23 protein-coding genes are annotated in these 20,661 nt (G+C 74.9%); 10 read left to right on the top strand and 13 right to left on the bottom strand.

What is annotated here, in order from left to right:
- Positions 1–315: 315 nt before the first annotated feature.
- On the bottom strand, positions 316–486 hold the full coding sequence (locus ACFXOZ_RS06885) for a hydrophobic protein (protein ID WP_380529829.1): 171 nt from the start codon (positions 484–486) through the stop codon (positions 316–318).
- A gap of 221 nt (positions 487–707) precedes the next feature.
- Here ACFXOZ_RS06885 and ACFXOZ_RS06880 point away from each other — a divergent pair, with 221 nt between their 5' ends.
- Positions 708–2,249 (top strand): threonine/serine exporter family protein, encoded by a 1,542-nt coding sequence (locus ACFXOZ_RS06880; protein ID WP_380529831.1) that lies wholly within the window; start codon positions 708–710, stop codon positions 2,247–2,249.
- A gap of 81 nt (positions 2,250–2,330) precedes the next feature.
- Here the strand turns inward: ACFXOZ_RS06880 and ACFXOZ_RS06875 are convergent, their stop codons facing one another.
- The 4 genes from ACFXOZ_RS06875 to ACFXOZ_RS06860 form a co-directional block, all read right to left on the bottom strand.
- Positions 2,331–2,573 (bottom strand): hypothetical protein, encoded by a 243-nt coding sequence (locus ACFXOZ_RS06875; protein ID WP_380529833.1) that lies wholly within the window; start codon positions 2,571–2,573, stop codon positions 2,331–2,333.
- Positions 2,574–2,706: 133 nt separating this feature from the next.
- On the bottom strand, positions 2,707–3,111 hold the full coding sequence (locus ACFXOZ_RS06870; RefSeq protein ID WP_380588059.1) for an SsgA family sporulation/cell division regulator: 405 nt from the start codon (positions 3,109–3,111) through the stop codon (positions 2,707–2,709).
- Positions 3,112–3,346: 235 nt separating this feature from the next.
- The gene (locus ACFXOZ_RS06865) at positions 3,347–3,607 is read right to left on the bottom strand and encodes a hypothetical protein (protein ID WP_380588056.1); all 261 of its coding nucleotides are present in this window, start codon (positions 3,605–3,607) and stop codon (positions 3,347–3,349) included.
- 95 nt (positions 3,608–3,702) lie between these two features.
- The gene (locus ACFXOZ_RS06860; RefSeq protein ID WP_380588053.1) at positions 3,703–4,317 is read right to left on the bottom strand and encodes a hypothetical protein; all 615 of its coding nucleotides are present in this window, start codon (positions 4,315–4,317) and stop codon (positions 3,703–3,705) included.
- 249 nt (positions 4,318–4,566) lie between these two features.
- On the opposite strand from ACFXOZ_RS06860, the gene ACFXOZ_RS06855 reads away from it, so the two are divergent.
- From ACFXOZ_RS06855 to ACFXOZ_RS06835, 5 genes are all read left to right on the top strand, one after another.
- Positions 4,567–5,505: a helix-turn-helix transcriptional regulator gene (locus ACFXOZ_RS06855; protein ID WP_380588050.1), complete on the top strand. Its 939-nt coding sequence runs from the start codon at positions 4,567–4,569 to the stop codon at positions 5,503–5,505.
- Between the two features lie 99 nt (positions 5,506–5,604).
- The gene (locus ACFXOZ_RS06850) at positions 5,605–7,440 is read left to right on the top strand and encodes an FAD-dependent oxidoreductase (RefSeq protein WP_380588047.1); all 1,836 of its coding nucleotides are present in this window, start codon (positions 5,605–5,607) and stop codon (positions 7,438–7,440) included.
- Positions 7,441–7,546: 106 nt separating this feature from the next.
- Entirely contained in the window at positions 7,547–8,482 is a 936-nt protein-coding gene (locus tag ACFXOZ_RS06845) for a GDSL-type esterase/lipase family protein (protein WP_380588044.1), read from the top strand.
- A 296-nt stretch (positions 8,483–8,778) separates the two neighbouring features.
- Positions 8,779–9,039: a GlsB/YeaQ/YmgE family stress response membrane protein gene (locus tag ACFXOZ_RS06840; protein WP_380528859.1), complete on the top strand. Its 261-nt coding sequence runs from the start codon at positions 8,779–8,781 to the stop codon at positions 9,037–9,039.
- 89 nt (positions 9,040–9,128) lie between these two features.
- Positions 9,129–9,824 carry a class I SAM-dependent methyltransferase gene (locus ACFXOZ_RS06835; RefSeq protein WP_380588041.1) on the top strand — a complete coding sequence of 232 codons (696 nt, stop codon included), beginning with the start codon at positions 9,129–9,131 and terminating at the stop codon, positions 9,822–9,824.
- On the opposite strand, the gene ACFXOZ_RS06830 is transcribed toward ACFXOZ_RS06835, so the two are convergent.
- Both ACFXOZ_RS06830 and ACFXOZ_RS06825 read right to left on the bottom strand, forming a co-directional pair.
- Complete coding sequence (locus tag ACFXOZ_RS06830; protein WP_380588039.1) at positions 9,803–10,555, bottom strand: helix-turn-helix domain-containing protein; 753 nt, start codon at positions 10,553–10,555, stop codon at positions 9,803–9,805. The genes ACFXOZ_RS06835 and ACFXOZ_RS06830 overlap by 22 nt on opposite strands.
- Positions 10,552–11,061 carry a hypothetical protein gene (locus ACFXOZ_RS06825; protein WP_380528853.1) on the bottom strand — a complete coding sequence of 170 codons (510 nt, stop codon included), beginning with the start codon at positions 11,059–11,061 and terminating at the stop codon, positions 10,552–10,554. The genes ACFXOZ_RS06830 and ACFXOZ_RS06825 overlap by 4 nt, the downstream gene beginning before the upstream one ends.
- A 224-nt stretch (positions 11,062–11,285) precedes the next feature.
- On the opposite strand from ACFXOZ_RS06825, the gene ACFXOZ_RS06820 reads away from it, so the two are divergent.
- On the top strand, positions 11,286–12,335 hold the full coding sequence (locus ACFXOZ_RS06820) for a hypothetical protein (RefSeq protein ID WP_380528851.1): 1,050 nt from the start codon (positions 11,286–11,288) through the stop codon (positions 12,333–12,335).
- Between the two features lie 134 nt (positions 12,336–12,469).
- Here the strand turns inward: ACFXOZ_RS06820 and ACFXOZ_RS06815 are convergent, their stop codons facing one another.
- Positions 12,470–12,883, bottom strand: a complete 414-nt coding sequence (locus ACFXOZ_RS06815) for a cupin domain-containing protein (RefSeq protein WP_380528850.1) — start codon at positions 12,881–12,883, stop codon at positions 12,470–12,472.
- Positions 12,880–14,388, bottom strand: a complete 1,509-nt coding sequence (locus ACFXOZ_RS06810) for an MFS transporter (RefSeq protein WP_380588036.1) — start codon at positions 14,386–14,388, stop codon at positions 12,880–12,882. The genes ACFXOZ_RS06815 and ACFXOZ_RS06810 overlap by 4 nt, the downstream gene beginning before the upstream one ends.
- 91 nt (positions 14,389–14,479) lie before the next feature.
- On the opposite strand from ACFXOZ_RS06810, the gene ACFXOZ_RS06805 reads away from it, so the two are divergent.
- The gene (locus ACFXOZ_RS06805; RefSeq protein ID WP_380588033.1) at positions 14,480–15,151 is read left to right on the top strand and encodes a TetR/AcrR family transcriptional regulator; all 672 of its coding nucleotides are present in this window, start codon (positions 14,480–14,482) and stop codon (positions 15,149–15,151) included.
- Positions 15,152–15,240: 89 nt separating this feature from the next.
- Here the strand turns inward: ACFXOZ_RS06805 and ACFXOZ_RS06800 are convergent, their stop codons facing one another.
- Positions 15,241–15,702, bottom strand: coding sequence for a carboxymuconolactone decarboxylase family protein (locus ACFXOZ_RS06800; RefSeq protein ID WP_380528877.1), 462 nt, complete (start codon positions 15,700–15,702; stop codon positions 15,241–15,243).
- A gap of 165 nt (positions 15,703–15,867) precedes the next feature.
- Positions 15,868–17,013, bottom strand: a complete 1,146-nt coding sequence (locus ACFXOZ_RS06795) for an MFS transporter (protein WP_380588030.1) — start codon at positions 17,011–17,013, stop codon at positions 15,868–15,870.
- A 271-nt stretch (positions 17,014–17,284) separates the two neighbouring features.
- Here ACFXOZ_RS06795 and ACFXOZ_RS06790 point away from each other — a divergent pair, with 271 nt between their 5' ends.
- Together ACFXOZ_RS06790 and ACFXOZ_RS06785 are read left to right on the top strand one after the other, a co-directional pair.
- On the top strand, positions 17,285–17,809 hold the full coding sequence (locus ACFXOZ_RS06790; protein ID WP_380588027.1) for a MerR family transcriptional regulator: 525 nt from the start codon (positions 17,285–17,287) through the stop codon (positions 17,807–17,809).
- A gap of 113 nt (positions 17,810–17,922) precedes the next feature.
- A complete protein-coding gene (locus tag ACFXOZ_RS06785) occupies positions 17,923–18,843 on the top strand; it encodes a universal stress protein (RefSeq protein WP_380588024.1) in 921 nt (306 codons plus the stop codon).
- A 60-nt stretch (positions 18,844–18,903) separates the two neighbouring features.
- Here the strand turns inward: ACFXOZ_RS06785 and ACFXOZ_RS06780 are convergent, their stop codons facing one another.
- The gene (locus tag ACFXOZ_RS06780) at positions 18,904–19,569 is read right to left on the bottom strand and encodes a response regulator (RefSeq protein ID WP_380588021.1); all 666 of its coding nucleotides are present in this window, start codon (positions 19,567–19,569) and stop codon (positions 18,904–18,906) included.
- Between the two features lie 49 nt (positions 19,570–19,618).
- Complete coding sequence (locus tag ACFXOZ_RS06775; RefSeq protein ID WP_380588018.1) at positions 19,619–20,629, bottom strand: sensor histidine kinase; 1,011 nt, start codon at positions 20,627–20,629, stop codon at positions 19,619–19,621.
- Positions 20,630–20,661 lie beyond the last annotated feature (32 nt).

The following is a 20,661-nucleotide window of genomic DNA, read 5'->3' as shown; positions in this document are numbered from 1 at the left end:
GGCGGACCGGACGTGGCCGGTCCGCGCTCCGGGTGCGGTGGGTACCCGACGGAGGCTACCCCAGCGGCCGTTCCGCCGGGAACGGCCGCCACCAGGCCGGGAAAAGCCGCCGGAGACGCCGGCCCGGCCCTCCACCGGACCTCCACGCGACCGGGGCGCACCACCCCGTCGGGCGGGGGTACCGGAGGTCCCGTCATACCGTCGCACGGGAGCCGCTGCGGGCCCGCCCGCCTGGGCGCAAGGACAACGGGGCCGCCCGACCGGACGGCCCCTCGGCGCGGAGCGGCCGACCGCCGCCGGCCGCTCCGTGAGCGGCTACCAGCGGTACCAACGGCCCCGCGCGCCGGTCGACGAGGTCCCTCGGGCGACGAAGCCGAGCAACCAGACGACCAGCACGATGACGGCTGCCCACCAGAGCACCTTGAGAGCGAAGCCGGCACCGAACAGGATCAGTGCGAGCAGAAGCACCAACAGCAGCGGGAGCATGTCCGGCCTCCTCGGTCGGGGTTGTGTGCCCGGCCTTCTGCCCCCGGATCGCGAAAGAATGCCCCGGTTCGCGACATGCCCGGGCACCCACCCGACAGCCGACTCCGTCAGGGCGCGCGGATCTTTCCGCACTCCGGGTGTGACGTTCACGAAGTGATGGCCTTGGGTAGTCGGATGGAAGCCGAAAGTAGCCGAATCTGGGGGGTGGTCAGGGAGCGACGATGCCGGAACACGAGGAGAGCGGTGCGCGGGCCGACACGGGCGGGCCGAGCGCGCCGGACGGGCCGCGGGTGCCGCCGCAGGGCGGACCGGGCGCAACGGAGGAGGGCGATCCCCTCTCCGGAAGACCGCCCCGGCCCGCGGGCGGCGCGGTCCGCTGGCCGGAGCAGATGCTGCCGCTGCTGCGTTCGCCGAACTCCGCCCACCCGGCGGCCGGGCACGGCGAGGAGGAGGACGAGGGTGCGGCCGATCCGGGGCCCGCCGTGGTCGCCGCCGTGCTCGGACTGACCCTGCTGGTCGGCGAGTTGATGCTGACCTGCGGTGAGGGCGCCGAGGACGTCGAAGCGGCCATGCTCGCCGTGGCGCGAACGTACCGGGTCCGTCCCTGCGACCCCCAGGTCGCCTTCACCCGGGTCGCGATCTCCTACCTACCGGGGCAGGGCGACCCGCCGGTGACGGCCGAGCGCTTCGTCCGCCGCCCCACCGGGGACTACGCCGGGCTGGCCGCGCTGTTCCGGCTGGTCACCGAGATCACCGCGGGCGGGCTCGCCGTGGACGACGCCCACCGACGACTGCGCGCCGTGCGCCGGCACTGCCGCCACTACCCGGCCTGGGTCCTGGTGCTCTCCTCCGGACTGCTGGCCGGCGTCGCCACCCTGCTGGTCGGCGGCCGGGCCGACGCCCGGGCCTGGCTGGTGTTCGTGAGCGCCGTGGTCACCACCATGGTGGGCGGTCTGCTGGCCGCCCGGGTCGAACGGCACGACCTGCCGGAGTTCTACCGGATCGCGGCCGCCGCGACCCCGGCCGCGGTGGTCGGCATCCTGATGTCCTTCAACCACCTGCAGCTGCGCGGCTCGGTGGTGATCACCGGCGGGCTGTACGCGCTGCTGCCCGGCTGGCCGATGGTCGCGGCCGTGCAGGACGGCCTCGCGGGCTTCTACCTCACCGCCGCCGCCCGGCTGCTGGAGGTGCTGTACCTCCTGGCGGGCGTGGTCGTCGGGGTGATGACCGTGCTCTACATCGGGGTCAACAACGGCGCCGACCTGGCCGCCCAGAGCGACCCGGCCGCCCCCGCCAACCCGCCGCTGCAACTCGCGGCCGCCGTCCTGCTCGCGCTGACCTTCGCGGTGCTGCTCAACACCGAGCCGGCCACCCTGCCGGCCGTCCTGGTCAACAGCGCCGCGGGCTGGACCACATACTCCGTGCTGGCCGACGCGGGCGCGGAGCCGATCATGGCCACCGGACTGGCCGCCGTCCTGGTCGGCCTGTCCGGCCAGCTGATGGCCCGCCACCGGGGCAGCTCGGTGCTGCCGTACGTCACGGCGGCCCTGGGGTCGCTGCTGCCCGGTTCGCTGCTGTACTTCGGGCTGCTCGCCTTCGTCCGCGGCGAACCGGAGGCCGGGCTCAGCGGCCTCGGGCACGCCACCGCCACCGCGCTGTCCCTCGCCATCGGCGTCAACCTGGGCCGGGAGGCGGCCCGCCTCTTCCTCCCGGCGCGGCCCTCCCCCGCGCCCGCCCGGCCCCGGGGCCGCCACCGGCGCTGAGGCCCGGCCGAGGTGCGCCGGAGGACGTCCGCCCACGAACCGGCCCGGCCCGTCTGCCGCTCCTCCGGTCGCCGGGCGCCCTCACCGGCCCGGAGGGCGCTCGTCGGGCCGCTGCCCGAGCCCGCGCGGGCCGGTGCCGTCGGGAGTGTGCCAGATCTCCGCGCGGGCGGCCCCCCGCTCCGTCCGCAACCGGCGACGGCGGGCCAGACGGTGGCCGCACCAGGCGAAGGCTCCGATGAGCAGCGCGGCGACGAGCAGGGACAGCAGCAGGACGGCCGGCCAGGGGGCTACGCCGGCTGCGGCCGTGATCGCTGGTGCGGTCATGTGTGTGCTCCGCTCCGTCCGGTTGCCGTCGTGCCCGGCCCTTCCGGCTACCCCGTCCGACCCGGCCCATGCGCGGTCGTGCCGGCACGGTCGGCCCCGCACGGTCATCCCCGCACGGTCGGCCCGCTCGGGGTCAGGGGAGCAGCCGCGCGAGGACGGCGTCGACGTCCAGGTGCTCGGACTCGCGGCCGGCCGGCACCAGGGCGAAGGCGTCGAGGAGGAACGCGGTCACCGCCTCCGAGGGCACGCTGATGACGGCCCTGCCCTCACGGCTGCGCAGCGTCACCAGGGTCCGCCCCCGCGGCCCGGGGGCGACGGTCACGTCCCCGTGCCCGGCCGGCGCGTGCCGCCCCTCGTGCAGCAGCTCCCGGGCGAAGAACCAGCGGACCTCCTCGTCCCCGTCGTCGACCGGCGGGAAGGCCAGGCAGATCGCGTACGGGAGCGAGGCGTCGAACCGGAGATGCGCTTCCAACGAGACGTGCGGAAAAGGGCCCTCGGGCAGGGTGACGGCGGTGGGGCGGCAGGTGGCGACGGACATGCGGACAGCTCTCCATTCGGTGACCGAGGGGTTCGGGGTCGTCCGTCACGGCGTTGAGCACCCGACGGCGGCAGCGCTCGGCTACCCTCTCCGGGCCGGTCCACCGCCCCGGATCGCCATGGATTCCGCGCCCGTTGCGCACTGCTCCCGCGAACATTCCCCGCATGCGCACGTCCGGCATCCGTCCGGCGGCGGATGCCGGACGGATGCCGGAGCGGGAGTCGGCGGCGGCTCGTCAGGGCGACACGGCGTCCGCTCCGGGCGGCTCCGGTGCACCCTCGTCGGCATCGTGCTGCCCTTCGGCCCTGCGCCGGACGTCAGCGGGGGTCGGGGCGATGATCGAACGCTCCTCGGCGGACCGCTCCCGGTCCCCGACCGGCCCGGCCGCCTTCTCCCGGACGTCGGCCGGGGTGGGGGCCGTGATCGAACGTTCTTCGGCGAACCGCTCCTCCGCCGGTTCGTCCGGCTGGGTCCGGTGGTCGTCACGCGTGGTCATGATCAGCGCCCCTTCCTGAGTGGCCGTGGTCGGACGGTTGGGCGGGTGCCCGAATCATCTATCTCTGAATCAGCCGGACGGGCCGCCCGCCGACGTCACGCGACCGCGTCCGGCGCCAGACTGCCCGGCACCCGGCCGTCCGACGCCGGTTCGTCCGGCACCACCCTGTCCGGCACCACGCCGTCCGGACCCACGCCGTCCGGACCCACGCCGTCCGGACCCACCTTCGGGCCGGGCTGCGGAGCGACGCCCGCCGTGCCGACCCGGGTGAGCCCCGCAGCCAGCCGACGGACGGCGGTCTCGGCGTCGGCCAGTTCGCCGATACCGGGCACGACGGTGCCGAAGGACCGCTGCCGGTCCGCGGGCAGCGACCGCCAGGCCAGCACCGGAGTCAGCACGGTACTGGCCCGGGCGAGGAACCAGGCCAGCTGGCCGTGGGTGCGGGCGATGCCGACGGCGATCACGGCGAGCGCTTCACGGACGGCCTCCAGCCGGTCGATCACCGGCAACCGCTCCTGCCCGGCAGCGGTGCCGACGGCCCGGACGAGGTCGTCGGCGATCCTCCGGGCCAGCGCCGCGTCCTGCGCGGTGAACGCCAACAGCCCTTCCTGGAACTGTCGTTCGGCCTCCGCCACGAGCTCCGCGAGCTGTCCGGACAGGTCGGCGCCGGAGCTCGGCGGCCGGGCCTGCTGTGCCCTGCGCACGGTCATGGCGATCCTTCCCGATGGGCACTCGGCGCCCGGGGGGGAGGGCACCGATCCCACCCTGTTCCACCGTCCGTTCCACCCGCAGCTGCGGGAGCGAAGCAGCGGACCCCGGACAGCGCCGGAAACGAAACGGGCCCGGCCAGGAGCGCGACGGCCCGGCTTTGCGTCCCGCCGCCCGGCGCGTAGCGTCGGCACCGACCGCGCAGCTCGGGGCTGCCGCGCCGACGACGGGTGGTGGGGATGGTCGAGTCGTTGTCGTTCGACAGCGCGAGCAGGGAGGCCACGGAGGAGTTCCTGTCCACGGCCTACACGCCGATGCGGATCGGCAAGTCGGTGGCGGACGCCCGGACCAGCATCAGCCGCCGCTCGGTCGGGTCGCTGAGCGTGGACCGGCTGTCCTTCGGCTACGACCTGGCCTACACCGCGGACAGCCTCGGCCGGGTCTGCCTGATCAGCATGCACACCGGGACCCTCGCCGACCGCACCGGGCCGGGCGGGGAAACGGTGTTCGGCCCCGGCGAGACCTTCCTGGTCGCCCCGCCGGACGCCCCGTACCGGGGCGAGGTCCGGACGGCCCGCTACACCATCGCCATGTTCGACAGCAGCCTGCTGGAGGCCGTCGACCCAGTGGGCGCCGACGGCCGGGGCCCGGTGCGGCTGACCGGGCTCCGGCCGGTCGACGAGGCCTCCAACCGGCAACTCGGCGCGGTGGTCGCCTACGTACGCGACCACGTCCTGGGCAATCCGGCCGCCTGCGCCAGCGAACTGCTGGTCGCGTCCGCCGCCCAGCACCTCGCCGCCGCCACCCTGGCGGCCCTGCCCCACACCGGCCGCACGGATCCGGTGCCCGCCGACCGGACCGACGCCACCCCGGCCACCCTGCGCCGGGCGATCGCCTACATCGAGGCGAACGCCGAGCGGGACGTCACCCTCGCGGACATCTCCGGGGCCGCCTTCGTCACCCCGAGGGCCCTCCAGTACGCCTTCCGCCGCCACCTCGGCACCACGCCGCTCGGCCACCTCCGCCTGGTCCGCCTGGACGCGGCCCATCGGGACCTGCTCGCCGCCGACCCGGCCACCGCCACCGTCACCGGCATCGCCATGCGCTGGGGCTTCGCCCACCAGGGACACTTCGCCGGCCTCTACCGCACCGCCTACGGACAGGCCCCGGGCGACACCCTGCGGGCCTGAACCGCCCCCGGGGTCATGGCGGTCCCGGCGTGGAGCCGGGCCCGGGCATCACCACGGGCCCGGCCGTACCCGGCACTCGCGCGGGCTCGTTGACCGGGCATGCGAACGACCACCACGGCCGCCCCCACCCGGCGCGCCCTGCTCACCACGGCCGCCGGGGCCGCCACCGGCCTCACCCTCACCGCCACCGCACCGGCCCGGGCGGCGGAACGACCGGCGCCGGACCGCCCCGCCCCGGACCGGCCCGACGGGCGGGCGGGGCGGCGGGTCGCCGTACTCGGCGGCGGGGTCGCCGGGCTGAGCGCGGCGCACGAGCTGGCCGAGCGCGGCTACCGGGTGACGGTGTACGAGCGCATCGACGTGCTCGGCGGCAAGGCCCGCAGCATGGCCGTGCCCGGCACGGCCCGGGGCGGCCGGCACCCGCTGCCGGGCGAGCACGGCTTCCGCTTCTTCCCGGGCTTCTACCGCAACCTGCCGGACACCCTGCGCCGGATCCCGCTGCCGGGCGGGTCGGCCGGCGCAACCGGAGCGAGCACCGTCCACGACAACCTGGTGAACGCGACCGAGGAGCTGTTCCCCCGCTCCGGCGACCGCCCCGCGCTGCGGCTGCCGTTCCGCACCGTGACCGCTCCCCCGGCGCTCGGCGAGCTGACGCCCGACGCGCTGCTCCAGACGCTGACGGGCCTGCTGGACACCGCACTGCACCTGCCGGCCACCGAGGTGGCCTACTTCGTCAACCGGCTGCTGGTCCACTTCACCAGCTGTGAACCGCGCCGCCGCGAGCAGTGGGAGCACGTCCCGTGGTGGCGGTTCATCCGGGCCGGCGAGATGTCGTACGACTACCAGCGCCTGCTGGGCGTCGGCATCACCCGCAACATCGTCGCGACCAAGGCCGAGGAGGCCAGCACCCGCACCGTCGCCCGGGTCCTCCAGGCCTTCGTCTACAACGTCCTGGGCCGGGGCAACGACGGCGAACCGGACCGCGTCCTCAACGCCCCGACCAGCGAGGCCTGGATCGACCCCTGGGAGGAGCGGCTGCGCGCCCTCGGCGTCCGGTTCGAACTCGACACCGAGGTCGAGGAGTTGCTGTACCGGGACGGCCGGATCAGCGGTGTCCGGCTGCGGGGCGCGGGCGCCCCCGTGGTCGCCGACCACTACGTCAGCGCGATGCCCGTCGAGCACGCCCGGGCCACCTGGGGCCCCGGCCTGCGCGCCGCCGACCCCCAGCTCGCACGCTGCGACCTGCTGCGCACCGACTGGATGGTCGGCGTCCAGTTCTACCTGCGTGGCCGCACCCCGATCGTGCACGGCCACGTCGACCTGGTCGACTCGCCCTGGGCCGTCACCTGCATCGGCCAGGCCCAGTTCTGGCCCGGCCGGGACTTCCGCCGCGACTACGGCGACGGGCAGGCGGCCGAGTGCCTCTCGGCGATCGTCTCGCAGTGGGACGCGCCGGGGATCCTGTACGGCAGGCCCGCGCTCAAGTGCTCGCGCGAGGAGGTGGTGCGCGAGACCTGGGCCCAGCTCAAGGAATCCCTCAACACCGGCGGCCGGACCGTCCTGGACGACGCGGACCTGGTCGGCTGGTTCATGGACCCGGCCGTCACCGGCCTCGGCGGCCCCGCCCCGGCCAACCGCGAGCAGCTGCTCGTCCACCCGGCGGGCACCCTGGACCACCGCCCCGCCGCCGCGACCGCCGTACCCAACCTGTTCCTGGCCGGCGACTACGTCGCCACCGACATCGACCTGGCCACCATGGAGGGCGCCAACGAATCCGCCCGCCGCGCGGTCAACGCCCTGCTGGACGCCGACGGTTCACCGACCCCGCGCTGCACCGTGTGGCCGCTGTACCAGCCGCCGGAGCTGGCCGCCCTCCAGCAGCAGGACGAGGTCCGCTACCGGCAGGGGCTGCCGAACGCCCTCGACCACGGCTGACGGGCACGCTCCCGCCCCCGCGAGAACCGGGGGCGTGCGAGCCGCCGGGCAGGCCGCCTACAGTGAGTTGATCATTCCGAAAGAAGTGAAAGGCCACGGCGTCACGGTGACCGAGTCCCAGCCCCACCTCCTGTTCTCCTTCGGCACGCTGCTGGACCGGCAGGTCCAGACCGCCCTCTTCGGGCGCACCGTCGCTACCACCCCGGCCGCCCTGGCCGGGTACGCGACCAGGCCCCTCGCCATCACCGACGAGGCCGTCATCGCCACCAGCGGCCAGGACGTGCACCTGACCCTAAAACGCAGGCTCGGCAGCACGGTCGAGGGCGCCGTCCTGCGGCTGACCGACGAGGAGCTGGCCGCGGCCGACGCGTACGAGGTCGCCGACTACGCCCGGCGACAGGTCCTGCTCACCTCGGGCGAGACCGCCTGGGCCTACCTGGACGCGAACCCGCTGCGCTCGGCGGCACGCATCGTCATCGTCGGCGACAGCATCGCCTACGGGCGCTGCGACCCCCAGGGCGGCTGGACCGGGCACCTGGCGGCGGCCCACATCGCGGCGAACGAGACCCAGAACCGGGTCTTCAACCTCGCCGTCCCCGGCAGCACCCTGGCGGACGTCAGCGCGCAGACCCCCGCGCTCCTACCTCCCCGTCACCCGGACACGCTGATCGTGGCGGCGGGGATCAACGACTCCGCCGTGCCGCTCGCCGCGCCGGGAGACGGCCACGACGGGCTCGCCCACCTCACCGGCCACCTCGACTCGCTGGCCGCGACCGCCCGGCGGCACAACGCCCGCCTGGTCGTCGTCGGGCCGGTCTGGCTCGACGAGACCCGCACCGGCGACTACGAGGGCCTGCGCTTCACCACGGACCGGGCGCTCGCCCTGCGCACGGCCCTGCGGGCCTGGTGCGCGGACCACCACATCGACTTCCTCGACCTGTGGGAGCCGCTCCGCGACCAGCCCCACCTACTCGTCGACGGCCTGCACCCCGACGCGGCGGGACACAAGGAACTCCACCGGCACCTGGACGCCCTCGGCTGACCGTCCAACGGGCCCGTGCGTCCCCCGGGACGCACGGGCCGCCCGGCCGCCGGGTGCGGTCGTCACGGTGGCCGGGCTCTGAACTGTCGGCGGCGGCCCGAACGGCGGCCCCGAGGGGAGGAGGCCGTGCCGTCCGGGCCGTTCCCTGCCGACCCGTTCCTCGTGTGACCCCGATCCGGCCGGCCAAACCCCCCGGCCCGAAACTCAGGGCGACGGGCATGACGTCCCAAGGACGGGGCAGACGGCGGGCGTTGGCGAAGAACGACGAAGAACGACAACGACCCGAAGGAGAGACCATGACGATTCTGTGGGCCCTGGTCGCGGGACTGGTGGTAGGCCTGCTGGCGAAGCTCGTGCTGCCCGGCCGCCAGCCCGTGCCCCTGTGGCTGACCATCCTGGTCGGCGCGGCCGGAGCGGTGCTCGGCAATGCCGCCGCCTCGTACTTCGGAGTGCGGCACACCGGCGGGATCGACTGGATCCGGCACCTGCTCCAGGTCGGCGTGGCCGCGGTGCTGATCGCGCTGGTCTCCCCCGCCTACGCGGGCCGGCGCCGCTGACCCGCGGCGGCCGCTCCCCCGCGCTGCCGGCGTGGTGGGCGAGCGATTCGTTCAAGACCTCACGGCGACCGCCCCCGAGACTGGCCCTCATGACCGATCGCGCCTTCACCCCCGCCGCCGGCCGCCTCGCCCCGCTGCGCCTCTACGACCCCATCGTCTCCCTCACCCGCGAACGCCTCTGGCGCAGCCTGCTCGCCATGCACGCGGCCCCGCGCCCCGAGGACGTGATCGTCGACGTCGGCTGCGGCACCGGCTCGCTGGCGCTGCTCCTCAACCGCGTCGAGCCGCGTGCCCGCGTCATCGGTGTCGACCCCGACCCGGGCACGCTCGAACTGGCCCGCCGCAAGGCCGCCGCCACCGGCTCCACCACCGGCCCCGGCTCCGGCCCCGCGCCCGTCCCCGGCCCCGGCCCCGAGTGGCTGACCGGCATGGGCGACGCCGTCGCCGATCTGGTCGGCACCGGGGCCGCCGACACCGTCGTCTCCAGCCTCGTCCTGCACCAGTGCCCCGTCCCCATGAAGCGGGCCGTCCTCGCGTCCGTGCACGCGGCGCTGCGCCCCGGCGGCAAGCTGGTGATCGCCGACTACGGGCGCCAGCGCACGACGGCCATGCGCCTGGCCTTCCGCATCGTGCAGTTGGCGGACGGCAAGGAGGACACCCAGCCGAACGCGGACGGCATCCTGCCGCGGCTGATCGCCGAGGCCGGGTTCCACGGCGTGCGCGAGGCCGAGACGGTCGCGACGGTCACCGGTTCGATGTCGATCTACGTGGCCCACCGCGCGTAGGCCGGAAGCGAGCAGGCCGCCGGGCGCGAACCGCTCGGGCCCGACGACCTTCGGCCCGGGCCCGAGGCGCGCAGCACCGGCAGCACCTGCGACGGCGTGAGCCCGGTCATCTCCCGCATCTGCCGGGTGAAGTGCGCCTGGTCCGCGAAGCCGCCCGCCACCGCCGCCTCGGCGAGCGTGCACCCCTCGCCCAGCGCGTCGGCCGCGCGGGCCAGCCGTAGCCAGATCCGCCAGCGCGCCAGCGGCACCCCCAACTGCCGCCGGGCCAACGCCCGTAGCCGCTGCGGCGAGAGCCCGACCTGCGCGGCCAGCCCCGGCAGCGCGACCCGGTCGCCCGCGAGCGCCTCCATCGCCGCCCGCAGCCGGGCGTCCACCTCGGCCGACGGCAGCACCCCGGACGGACGGACGTCCTCCTCCGTCAACTCCCGCCACCGGGGCGCCACCCGGACGCCGTCGACGTGCTCCGCCCGCAGGCGGTCCGCGAACGCGCAGCGCGGGTCGACGTAGAACACCAGCACCCGGCGGGTCGGCGCCATCCGGTGCCGCACCATCGGCGCCACCACCACCGCCTCACCCCGGTGCCTGACCCCGGCGCCGTCCGCGATCGTCACCTCGCCGCCCGGCGCCGCCACGGCGACCTGGAACGCGGCGTGCCGGTGCGGCGCGCTGTCCGCCAGCGGCCCCTGGTACAGCGCGTAGCCCGGCCCCACGACGAAGCGCGGCTCCGTCAACCGCGCACGCCGGGACCGGCGCCGAGGCGGCCGAGCATCGCCATCACGGTGATCCGCATCTGCTTGTCGTTCGTCACCGCGCAGTGGGCGTCGACGCCCCGCTCGTCCGGTTCCTCGGTCGGGTCGACCAGGCCCAGCCGGATCAGGTCGACGGCGTACTCCCGGCACCGGGCGTAGCTCTCCGCGGCACTCACCGCCTCGACGTGGTCGATGCGGCTCGGATCCCCGGCGCGCAGCAGCGCCGGGGTCGGTACGGGCCCCAGCACCTCCCCGAGCCACTCCGAGACCGTCTCCCGGGAACTGCCGCGCTCCAGCTCCGAAGCGGACGCGGCGGTGAGCGCCAGGTGGACGAGGAGCAGCCCGAACCATCGGGCGACCTCGGCCGGAGGGGTGTCCTCACCCGCCGGCGGCATCACCGCCTGGTACAGCCCGGCCACGTCATCGGCACTCACGGCGGCGATGACGGCCTTGACGGCGCTGCCGAGCGCAGCCTCGTCGGTGCTCACGTCAGTGGTCCTCCCCACAATCGGCAGCCGCCAACTTACCGCCTCCGCCCGGGGATCGGCGCGACCCGGCGATCGTTCACCCCCCGGGCCGGACGCGCGTGCGAGGAGCAGCGGAAACCCGGACGGTCCTTCGATGCGCACACCGTTCACGGCTCCGTACCCGAACGGTACGATCTTCACCGAACGCACACCTGTGCGAAGAAGTTCCGTGGAGAAGCAGGTACATGTCCCACCCGTTCGTCATCGTCCCCCTCGTCATCCTCCTCGTCAGGCTGGGCCTCTGGCTCAACAAGCGCCGCAAGGCCTCCAGGGGGCTCGAAGCGGCCGCGGCGGGTCTGGTGCCGCGCGCCGAACTGGTCGAGGTGGGCGACGAACCCACCGACCCGGCGGCGCGGGCGGCGCTTGACGCGGCCAGGGCCGGGGACTGGCGCCCGGCCGCCGCCCACCTCTCGGGCGGCGACGGCGACTGGAGCACCCGCTACTCCCGGATGGGCCCGTTCAGCCGCCTCGCGGCCACCGACGACGGCTGGCTCCGGGACTGGCGCGAGGAGCAGCCGGACAACCCCCAGGCCGCCCAGGTGCACACCGAGGCGCTGGTCAAGCGGGCGTGGCAGATCCGCACCGCGAAGTACGCCTCGCAGGTGACCCGCGAGCAGGCCATGGGCTTCCACCAGGTGCTGCAGGAGGCCGAGGAGGTGTCGTACGAGGCGGTCCGGCTCGCCCCGGCCGGGGACCCGAACGCCTGGGTGGCACAGCAGTCGATCGCGATGGGCCAGGGTTGGTCGCACGAGCGCTACCGCGCGCTGTGGGCCGAGATCGTGGCCCGCGAGCCCCACCACATCGGCGCGCACACCTCCGCCCTGCAGTACTGGTGCGAGAAGTGGCTCGGCAGCAACGAGTTGATGCACGAGTTCGCCGACAAGGCGATCGCCGGCGCACCGGCCGGCAGCCTGCTGACAGCACTCAAGCTGCGGGCGTACTGGGAGCAGATCCTGCGCGACAGGTCCGCCTCCTCGCTCTACCGTTCCCCCGCCTACACGGCCGCCGTGGACGCGGCCCTGCTCGACCTGGCGGCCGCCGATCCCGCCCACCCCGGCATCGTCGCGGCGCGCGGCTGGATCGCCCACGCCCTGATCGAGAACGGCCGCCCGGCGCAGGCCCTGGACCTCTTCCGCGGGATGGGCCGGGAGATCGCCGGCCCGTGGCTGTACTACGGGAACCCGGCCGCCGTCTTCGACTCCGCCCGCACCAAGGCCGCCCGCGCCGCAGTCTGACGATCCGTCATCCGACCCGGACGCCGCAGGTTGCCACACGACGGCCCTCCACCCCACGGGCGGAGGGCCGTCGCCGCGTTCCAGTAACCCTCCCGGGATCCGCGCCGCGCCTACCGGCCACCCCGGCCCGGCGGTCAGCCCTCGGCGCCCCGCCGCTCCAACCGGGTCCCCGCCCGCAGCGTGATCGACATCAGGTCGCTGGGGCCGTCGAGTTCGAGCCGGTGCCAGCGGCCGCGCGGGACGACCACGGCGCTCCCGGCCGTCAGCCGCACCGACTCCTCGGCCGCTCCGGGCTCGACCGGCCGGAAGAAGACCCGGGCACCGCCGGCCAGGCAGCACACCGCCTCCTCCGCCTCCGGGTGCATCTCCCAGTGGTCGGCGTGCACGTCGGCGTCGGTCTCCACGTGGAACGCCGCGACCTGCCAGGCGCCCTCGGTGCCGGCACCACCGCCGGCCATCCGCCGTTCGGTGGACCGCAGTTCGCCGTCGGGGCGGAAGTGCAGCGCCGAGGCGAACAGGTCGACGACGGCGATCGGGGTGGTGGTCATGAGGAGGTTCCTTCCAGTCGGAGTTCTTCGTGGCGTTCCCCGGCGACGAGCGGACGCCCCTCGGGCACACCGGGCCGCCGCCGGGGCAGGACGGTGACGGCGACGACCGCCGCCAGCGCGAACAGCACGGCGCCGGCGGCCAGCCCGAGGGCGTACCCGGCGTCCAAGGCGGCCCGGCCGGTGGCCGATCCGGCGGTCGAGCCGGTGGTCGATCCGGTGGTCGAGGCAGCGGCCGAGGCGGTGCGGTGGGCGGCGAGGGTGGCCAGGGCCGCCAGCCCGACGCAGCCGCCGAGTTGGCGCGAGCTGCTGAGCAGGCCGGAGGCCGCCCCGGCCTCGCGGGGTGCGACACCGGCGGTCGCGGCGGCGGCGACGGGGGCCAGCACCAGCCCGGTGCCGAGGCTGGTGACCAGGGACGGGCCCAGGACGTCGCCGAGGAACCCGCCCTCCGGGCTGATCAGCGCGAACCAGCCCAGCCCGGCGGCGGCCAGTACGGCCCCGGGCACCAGGGCCACCTGCGGGCTGCGGTGCGCGGTGATCCGGGTCGCGAACAGCGAGCCCACCACCAGCCCGGCGGAGAACGGCAGAAACGCGGCCCCGGTGGCGGCGGCGCCCAGGCCGAGCACCTGCTGGAGGTGGAGCGAGACGAAGTAGAAGGCCGCGAACTGCCCGGCGGCGGCCAGGAACACCAGCACGTTCGCCCCGGCGACCCAGCGGCTGCGCAGCAGCCCGAGCCGCAACAGCGGTGCGGGGGAACGGAGTTCGGTGACCACGAAGGCGACCAGCAGCGCGACGGCAGCGCCCAGCGCGGCCAGGGTGGCCGGCGAGCCCCACCCCCGGCTCTCGGTCCGGACGACGCCGAACACCAGCAGCCCGACTCCCCCGGTGGCCAGCACCGCGCCGAGCACGTCCAGCCGTTCCCGCCGGACGGGCTGCGCCCCGGCCCCGATCCCCCGGGGCAGCAGCGCGAGCGCCGTCGCCACGATCGGCAGGTTGACCAGCATGACCCAGCGCCAGCTGGCGTACTCGGTCAGCACCCCGCCGGCCAGCACGCCCAGCGCGCCACCGGCGGCGTTGGCGGCGCTCCACACCCCCAGGGCGCGGACCCGCCGGGGGCCCTCGGGGAAGGCGGTGGTGAGCATCGCCAGCGCGGCGGGAGCGGCCGCCGCGGCGCCCACGCCCTGCCCGGCCCGGGCGGCGACCAGCTGCCACGGGTGCTGGGCCAGCCCGCCCGCGAGCGAGCAGAGCCCGAAGACGGCCAGCCCCAGCACCAGCAACCGCCGCCGCCCGTACAGGTCGCAGGCGCGGCCGCCCAGCAGTAACAGCCCGCCGAAGGTGAGCGCGTAGACGTGGACGACCCAGGAGAGGTCGAGCGGGGCGAAGCCCAGGCCGTCGCGGATCGCGGGCAGCGCGACGTTGACCACCGACATGTCGAGGGCGAAGACGAACTGGGCGACGGTGACCGCCGCGAGCACCAGGCCGGGTCGGCCTCGCGAGTTTCTGTACATGTAAGGAAAGTACCCTCGGAGGCTCTCCCCTGTCGAGCCGCACAGGGCGGGCGAGGCACCACGGACCCCCCGGACGGGGCATGATGAGGGCATGCAGCAGCCCTCCCCCACTCCCCGCAAGGCCACCGGCCGTCCTCCCCGCATCTCCCGGGAGGAGGTCGTCGAGACGGCCCGCCGGATCGTGGCCGAGGAGGGCGTCGAGCGACTGACCATGCGCCGCCTGGCCACCGACATCGGCAGCACCCCGATGGCGCTCTACCACCACGTGCGCAACAAGGAGGAGTTGCTCGTCCTGCTGCTCGACGACTACGCCGCCCGCACCCTCCACCCGGTCGAACTCCCGGCCGACCCGCGCGAGCGCGTCCTCACCGCGGCCGCCGCGATCCACGACGCGCTCGCCGCCTGCCCCTGGATCGTCGAAGTCCTGGCCGCCGACGACCTGTTCTCCACCCACGCCCTCTGGTTCGTCGAGCAGATCGTCGACGGACTGGTCGACTGCGGCCTGACCCCGGAACGCGCCGCCCAGGGCTACCGCGCGATCTGGTACTACACCGCCGGGGAGATCGTGGTCCGCACCACCGCCGCCAGGCGCCGCACCGCCGACGACCGCCCCACCTACCGCGAGCAGGTCTTCGCCGGCCTCGACCCGGCCGTCCACCCCCGCCTGGCCCAGGTCGCCGGCCACTGGGAGGCCCTCACCGCCCAGGACACCTACCGCGACGGACTGCGCGCCCTGGTCTCCGGCCTCCTCGCCGCCGGCTGAAACGCGGCCGCACGCTGAAACACGGGACCGGCCCGCCGGGCGAAACGCCCGACGGGCCGGTCCCGGGCCGGAGTTCAGACCCTCGGAGTTCAGGCCCAGGGGTCGGTGAACGCCTTCCCGGGGACAGGCTTGGCGATCAGCGCGATCGCCGTGAAGAAGTTCACCTGGCCGATCGCCAGCATCAGCGTGGCCAGCGCCTTCTCGTCGTAGTGCGCGGCGACCTCGGCGTACAGCTCGTCCGACACCCGCTCGCCGTCCGGGTTCGGCCGCAGGACGGCGTCCACCAGCGCCAGGGCCGCCCGCTCGGGTGCGGTCAGGTACGGCGAGTCCTGCCAGCTGGCCACCGAGGTGATCCGCTCCTCCGACTCACCGGCCTTGCGCAGGAACCCGGTGTGCAGGACGGTCAGGTAGGTGCTGCCGGCGAGCTGCCCGGCCCGCAGCTGGACCAGGCTGACGGTGCCGCGCGGGAGCGAGCGGTTGCCGACCGCCCGGAACAACGCGGCCGACACGTCGGCGAGTTCGGGGACGAGCGCGCTCGGGTCGGTGGCCATCCGGGGGCGCAGCGGGATCTCGGCGGTGATCGAGCGGGCAGTGCGGTCGGCGCGGTCGGTGCTCAGGTCGGTGCTCATGGTCGTGTTCCTCTCGGGCGTCCGGCGTGCTCTCACCGACCCGACGGATCCCGGCGCCCGAGTGTGACAGCGCGACGAGAAAATCCTTCAACAACGCTCCCGACCGCGCCCACCGCCGTACCCCCCGTCGTGCCCCGCCCGCATGCTCAGCACCGCGCCCACCAGCAGCAGGCCGATCAGCGCGAGCAGCGGAACCGTCCACGCCCCGGTGGAGCCGTGCAGGACGGCGAGCAGCGCCGGGCCCGCCGCGGAGATCAGGTAGCCGCCGGTCTGGGCCATCGTGGACAGCGCCGCGACGTGGTCGTGGTCGGTGCCCCGGCGGGTGAACAGCACCCCGGCCAGAGCCTGCCCACCTCCCATGCCGATGCCGAGGATCCCGGCCCAGACCGGCGCCCCGGCGGCGGGGGCGAGCAGCAGGCCGAGCAGACCGAGCACGCAGACCGCGACCACGCCGAGGATGTGCGGACGCTGGTCCCGGCGGGCGGCGGCCAGGACGGGCGCGAGGAAGCCGCCGACGGCGAGGCCGAGGATCATCACGGCCTGGTCGGTGCCGGCGGTGGTCCGGCTCACTCCCGCGCCGACCAGGATGGTGGGCAGCCAGGCCAGGGTGGCGTAGAAGACCAGGGTCTGGATGCCGAAGTAGGCGGTCAGGCTCCAGGCCAGCGCCGTCCGGCCGACCGGCCGCCGCACCCCGGGGGCGACCGCCGCCGGGGAAGGCCGCGGGCCCCGCAGCTGCGGGACCGTACCCACCACCGCGAGCACCGCCGGGACGACGGCGAGCGCGATCGCCGCCTCCCAGGACCACGCGCCCGCGACGGGCGCGACCAGCGCGGCCACCACGGCCGAACCGGCGCCCATGGACAGCGCGTAGACGCCCATCATGGTGCCGATCCGCCGGGGCGCGAAGCGGGTCCGGACGAACACCGGGATCAGCACGTTGACCACCGCCACCGCGGCGGCCACCAACGCCGTCCCCACGTACAGTCCGGGCATCCCCAGCGTCCGCACCACCGCCCCGGCGACCAGCAGCACGCTCGCCCAGAACAACCCGCGCTCCTCGCCGAGCCGCCGCCGGGCCAGCGCGCCCAGCGGCGCGAACAGGCCCATGCAGAGCGGGGGTATCAGCGCCAGCACGGTGACGGTGCCCGCGCCCCAGCCGGCCACCGGGGCGAGCGGGCCGACCTGCCCGAAGGCGACCCGGCTGTTGAGGCTGAGCAGGACGAAGCCGAGCACCAGCAGCGCACCGGAGGCCGGCGCCGCGCGAGTCGCCGTCGGTGTCGCTTCCCCTGTCCCTGTCCCTGTCCCTGGCGGTGTCGGTGTGGTCGTGCTGACCGTTGCGGCGGTCGGAGAAGGCATGGGCGGATACCCTTCGCATCACGGAAGTTAGGCTTGCCTAAGCGTTCTCGCTCAAGTGCGCTTGAGTGCAAGCGGGCGGTGCAAGCGGACAGTGCGAGCGGGCGGTGCGAGCGACTGCGCAAGCGGCGAGCCCGGAAAGGAACCACGGATGTCCGACCTCCACTCCATCACCGAGGTCTCGGCGGCCTTCGGCCTCTCCGTCCCCGCCCTGCGCTACTACGAGGAGTGCGGCCTGGTCACCCCCACCACCCGCCGCGGCCGGGTCCGCTACTACGACCGCGCGGCCCTGGAACGCCTCGCCCTGGTCCAGCTCTGGCACGTGGACGGCATGATCCCGGTGGCCGGCACCAGCGCCGTCCTCGCCACCGCACAGGCCGCCGAACGCCGGGCCCTGCTGGAGGCCCAGCGCGCCGGGATGCTGGCCCGCGCCCGCCGCCTGGAGCACGCCGCGGCCGTCCTGACCCACATGCTCAACTGCCACCGCGACCAGCCGCTCACCTGCCCCACCACCCTCGCCCACATCCACGCCCGGGTCGACGCCGCCCTGACCGGCGAACCCCTCGCCGACGGCTTCCTCCCGCCCCTCTCGGACCCGACCCCCTCGGACCCGACCCCCTCGGACCCGACCCCCTCGGACCCGGCCCTCTCGGACCCGGCCCCGCAGCAGGCCTGAGCGCCCCGGGAGGTGCCGTCCCCACCCACCGCCGATACTGGGGTCGCAGTCCTGAGGCGGCCCCGGCGGCCGGGTACGGCCCTCCCCGCGCCGCGGAACCCGAGGAGCTCCCCGTGTCCGAACCCCCGCCGGCCGGCGCCACCGGCCCCGGCCCCGTCGACCCCAGCGCCACCGGCGCCACCGGCCCCACCGGCCCGGTGGTCGTCGGTTTCGACGGCTCCCTCGAGAGCCTCACCGCCACCGAGTGGGCCGCCCACGAGGCGCAGCGCCGCGCCGTCCCCCTGGAGGTCCTGGAGGCCTGGCCCTGGCCCAAGCGGGACGTGGTCGGCAGCGACCAGACCTACCACCGCGCCCTGGCCCACCTCGCCGAGCGCGAGTCAGCACTGACCGCCCTGGTGCCAGGCCTCCCCGTCGCCTCCGCCGCCGTGTCCGCCGATCCGGTCGAGGCCCTGGAGGCCGCCTCGCACCGCGCCGCCCTCCTCGTCCTCGGCTCCCGCGGGCTCGGCACCCTGCGCGGCTTCCTGGTCGGCTCGGTCAGCCAGGAGGTGCTGCGCCGCTCCGCCTGCCCGGTCGTCCTGGTCCGCGCCGACCAGGACGAACCGGACGGCCCGGTCACCGTCGGCCTCGACCTGACCCACCCCGCCGAGGAGGTGCTGGAGTTCGCGTTCCGGGCCGCCGCCCTGCGCTCCGCTCCCCTACGCGTCGTCCACGTCTGGTCCCCGCCGGCCGGCAGCGAGTACATGGCCTTCGACGCCATCGGCGGCCTGGAGCGCGAGGTCTCCGGCGTCGAACGGGACGGCCTCACCTCCGCCCTGGCCCCGCTCCGGAGCCGCCACCCCGACGTCGAGGTCACCACCGACCTGGTCCGCGGCAAGCCCGCCGTCGAACTCGTCGACGCGGCCGCCACCGCCCGCCTCCTCGTCCTCGGCCGCCGCCTGCGCCACCTCCCCCTCCGCCACCACCACCTCGGCCCCGTCGCCCACGCCGCCATCCACCACGTCCACTGCCCCCTCGCCGTCATCCCCTACGGCTGACCACCCACGACCTCCGCAAACCGACGACGGCGCCGCGCCACGCGCAACGGCGTCGAAGTCCTAGTTGTATGCGAACCAGGTCAGGATGGCCTTCACCCGGCGGTTGTCCTCGCCGGAGGGCATGCCGAGTTTCAGGAAGACGTTCCCCACGTGTTTGGCCACGGCGGCGCCCGAGAGGAACAGCTCCGCCGCGATCTCCGCGTTGGAGCGGCCTTCGGCCATGAGGGCGAGCACCTCCTGTTCGCGGGTCGTGAGCCTGGCGAGCGGGCCCCGGGGCGGGTCGGCGCGGGTGACGTGGCGAACCACCTCGGGGTCGATCACCACTCCGCCGTCGGAGACCGTCTCGACGGCCCGCAGGAAGTCCGCCACTCTGCCCACCTTCTCCTTGAGCAGGTAGCCGACCGCCCCGTCGGCGCCCGGGCCGTTCAGGAGTTCGCGCACGTACGGGCCCGTGACGTAGGCGGAGAGGACCAGGACCGGCAGGTCCTGGTGCCGCGACCGGATGTCGATCGCGGCCCGGAGTCCGTCGTCGGTGTTCCCGGGCGGCATGCGGACGTCCGTGATCACCAGGTCGGGGGCGGCTCCGGCGGCGGCGAGTTCGTCGACGGCGGCGACCAGTTCGTCGGCGTCCTCGCATTCGCGGATCACGTCATGGGCGCTGGAAACCAGGATCTCCCGGATTCCGGCGCGAATCAGCAGACTGTCGTCCGCCAGGATGATTCTCACAATCGATTTCCCATCGCTTTTCCCGGTCGAATTCCTTCGTCGAATTCCGTCACCACGGGGGTTGGGCCGGGGCGGATGCCACGACCTCCGTTCCGCCGCCCGGCGGGCTGATGATTTCGAGGTTCCCACCGACGCTCCGCATCCGCTCACGCAGCCCGGAGAGCCCGGATCCGGTGCTGATCCGCGCGCCGCCGGCGCCGTCGTCGCCCACCCGGACGCGGACGCCGCCCTCGGTGCACCGCAGCTCGATCCGGGCGCGGCCGACGCCCGCGTGCTTGGCGATGTTCGTCAGGGCCTCAGAGACCGTGAAGTACACGGCCGCGGCGATCGGCGAGGAGAGCCGGGCGTCCGTACCGGTGCTGGTCAGTTCGACCTGCAACGGTGATCTGGCCACCAGTTCCCGGACGGCGGCGACGAGACCGAGATCGCTCAGTTCGCTGGGGTGGATGTCGCGCACCGTCTCCCTCAGCCGTTCGAGCGCGCGCTCGGCCTGGGCCTGGGCCTGGCGGGCCAGCTGGACGATCCGTTCCTGGTCGGTGGCCGTCGCCGCGGCTTCCAGGATTCCCAGGCGCATGACGAGCGCGACGAGTTCCTGCTGGGCGCCGTCGTGCAGGTCGCGCTCGATGCGCCGGCGCTCGTTCTCGAAGGCCGCCGTCAGCGAGGCCCGGCTGACGCGGAGTTCCTCCAGTTTCGCGAGCAGGTCGGGGTTGCGGCTCCCCGCGAAGGCCCGCAGGAACAGGTCGCGGAGCAGGGAGACGCCGGCCAGCGCGCCCACGGTGACCGCACCGAGGGCGAATCCCGCGGGCACCGCCACGAGGGTTTCCCACAGGGCGGCCGGGGTGAACGGGCCGACTTCCGCGGCGATGCCGAAACCCCAGAGGACGGGGGAGAAGACCAGTGCCAGCGCGCCGAAGAATCCGAAGAAGCCCACCAACAGCGAGAGCGCGGACAGGAGCGCCGCGGTGACGAACACCGGGAGGTCGGTCCGCCACACCGACCGTGTCCGCAGCCGACCGGCGACCCACTGCGGCCAGCTGCGGTCGGCGGGTCGCAGCGGCATCGTCCGGACTCCGCACCACTGCGCCCTGGAGC

Origin of the sequence: Kitasatospora sp. NPDC059160 (assembly GCF_042755465.1) — a bacterium.
In the GTDB taxonomy this organism is placed as follows: Bacteria; Actinomycetota; Actinomycetes; order Streptomycetales; family Streptomycetaceae; genus Kitasatospora.
Note: the sequence above shows the minus strand (reverse complement) of the source record. Positions and strands in the feature narration are given on the sequence as shown.

Bases quoted from the DNA above. Each gene is read 5' to 3' on its own strand.
- ACFXOZ_RS06885 (WP_380529829.1), bottom strand. From the start codon at position 486: ATGCTCCCGCTGCTGTTGGTGCTTCTGCTCGCACTGATCCTGTTCGGT.
- ACFXOZ_RS06880 (WP_380529831.1), top strand. From the start codon at position 708: ATGCCGGAACACGAGGAGAGCGGTGCGCGGGCCGACACGGGCGGGCCG.
- ACFXOZ_RS06875 (WP_380529833.1), bottom strand. From the start codon at position 2,573: ATGACCGCACCAGCGATCACGGCCGCAGCCGGCGTAGCCCCCTGGCCG.
- ACFXOZ_RS06870 (WP_380588059.1), bottom strand. From the start codon at position 3,111: ATGTCCGTCGCCACCTGCCGCCCCACCGCCGTCACCCTGCCCGAGGGC.
- ACFXOZ_RS06865 (WP_380588056.1), bottom strand. From the start codon at position 3,607: ATGACCACGCGTGACGACCACCGGACCCAGCCGGACGAACCGGCGGAG.
- ACFXOZ_RS06860 (WP_380588053.1), bottom strand. From the start codon at position 4,317: ATGACCGTGCGCAGGGCACAGCAGGCCCGGCCGCCGAGCTCCGGCGCC.
- ACFXOZ_RS06850 (WP_380588047.1), top strand. From the start codon at position 5,605: ATGCGAACGACCACCACGGCCGCCCCCACCCGGCGCGCCCTGCTCACC.
- ACFXOZ_RS06840 (WP_380528859.1), top strand. From the start codon at position 8,779: ATGACGATTCTGTGGGCCCTGGTCGCGGGACTGGTGGTAGGCCTGCTG.
- ACFXOZ_RS06835 (WP_380588041.1), top strand. From the start codon at position 9,129: ATGACCGATCGCGCCTTCACCCCCGCCGCCGGCCGCCTCGCCCCGCTG.
- ACFXOZ_RS06820 (WP_380528851.1), top strand. From the start codon at position 11,286: ATGTCCCACCCGTTCGTCATCGTCCCCCTCGTCATCCTCCTCGTCAGG.
- ACFXOZ_RS06815 (WP_380528850.1), bottom strand. From the start codon at position 12,883: ATGACCACCACCCCGATCGCCGTCGTCGACCTGTTCGCCTCGGCGCTG.
- ACFXOZ_RS06810 (WP_380588036.1), bottom strand. From the start codon at position 14,388: ATGTACAGAAACTCGCGAGGCCGACCCGGCCTGGTGCTCGCGGCGGTC.
- ACFXOZ_RS06805 (WP_380588033.1), top strand. From the start codon at position 14,480: ATGCAGCAGCCCTCCCCCACTCCCCGCAAGGCCACCGGCCGTCCTCCC.
- ACFXOZ_RS06800 (WP_380528877.1), bottom strand. From the start codon at position 15,702: ATGGCCACCGACCCGAGCGCGCTCGTCCCCGAACTCGCCGACGTGTCG.
- ACFXOZ_RS06790 (WP_380588027.1), top strand. From the start codon at position 17,285: ATGTCCGACCTCCACTCCATCACCGAGGTCTCGGCGGCCTTCGGCCTC.
- ACFXOZ_RS06775 (WP_380588018.1), bottom strand. From the start codon at position 20,629: ATGCCGCTGCGACCCGCCGACCGCAGCTGGCCGCAGTGGGTCGCCGGT.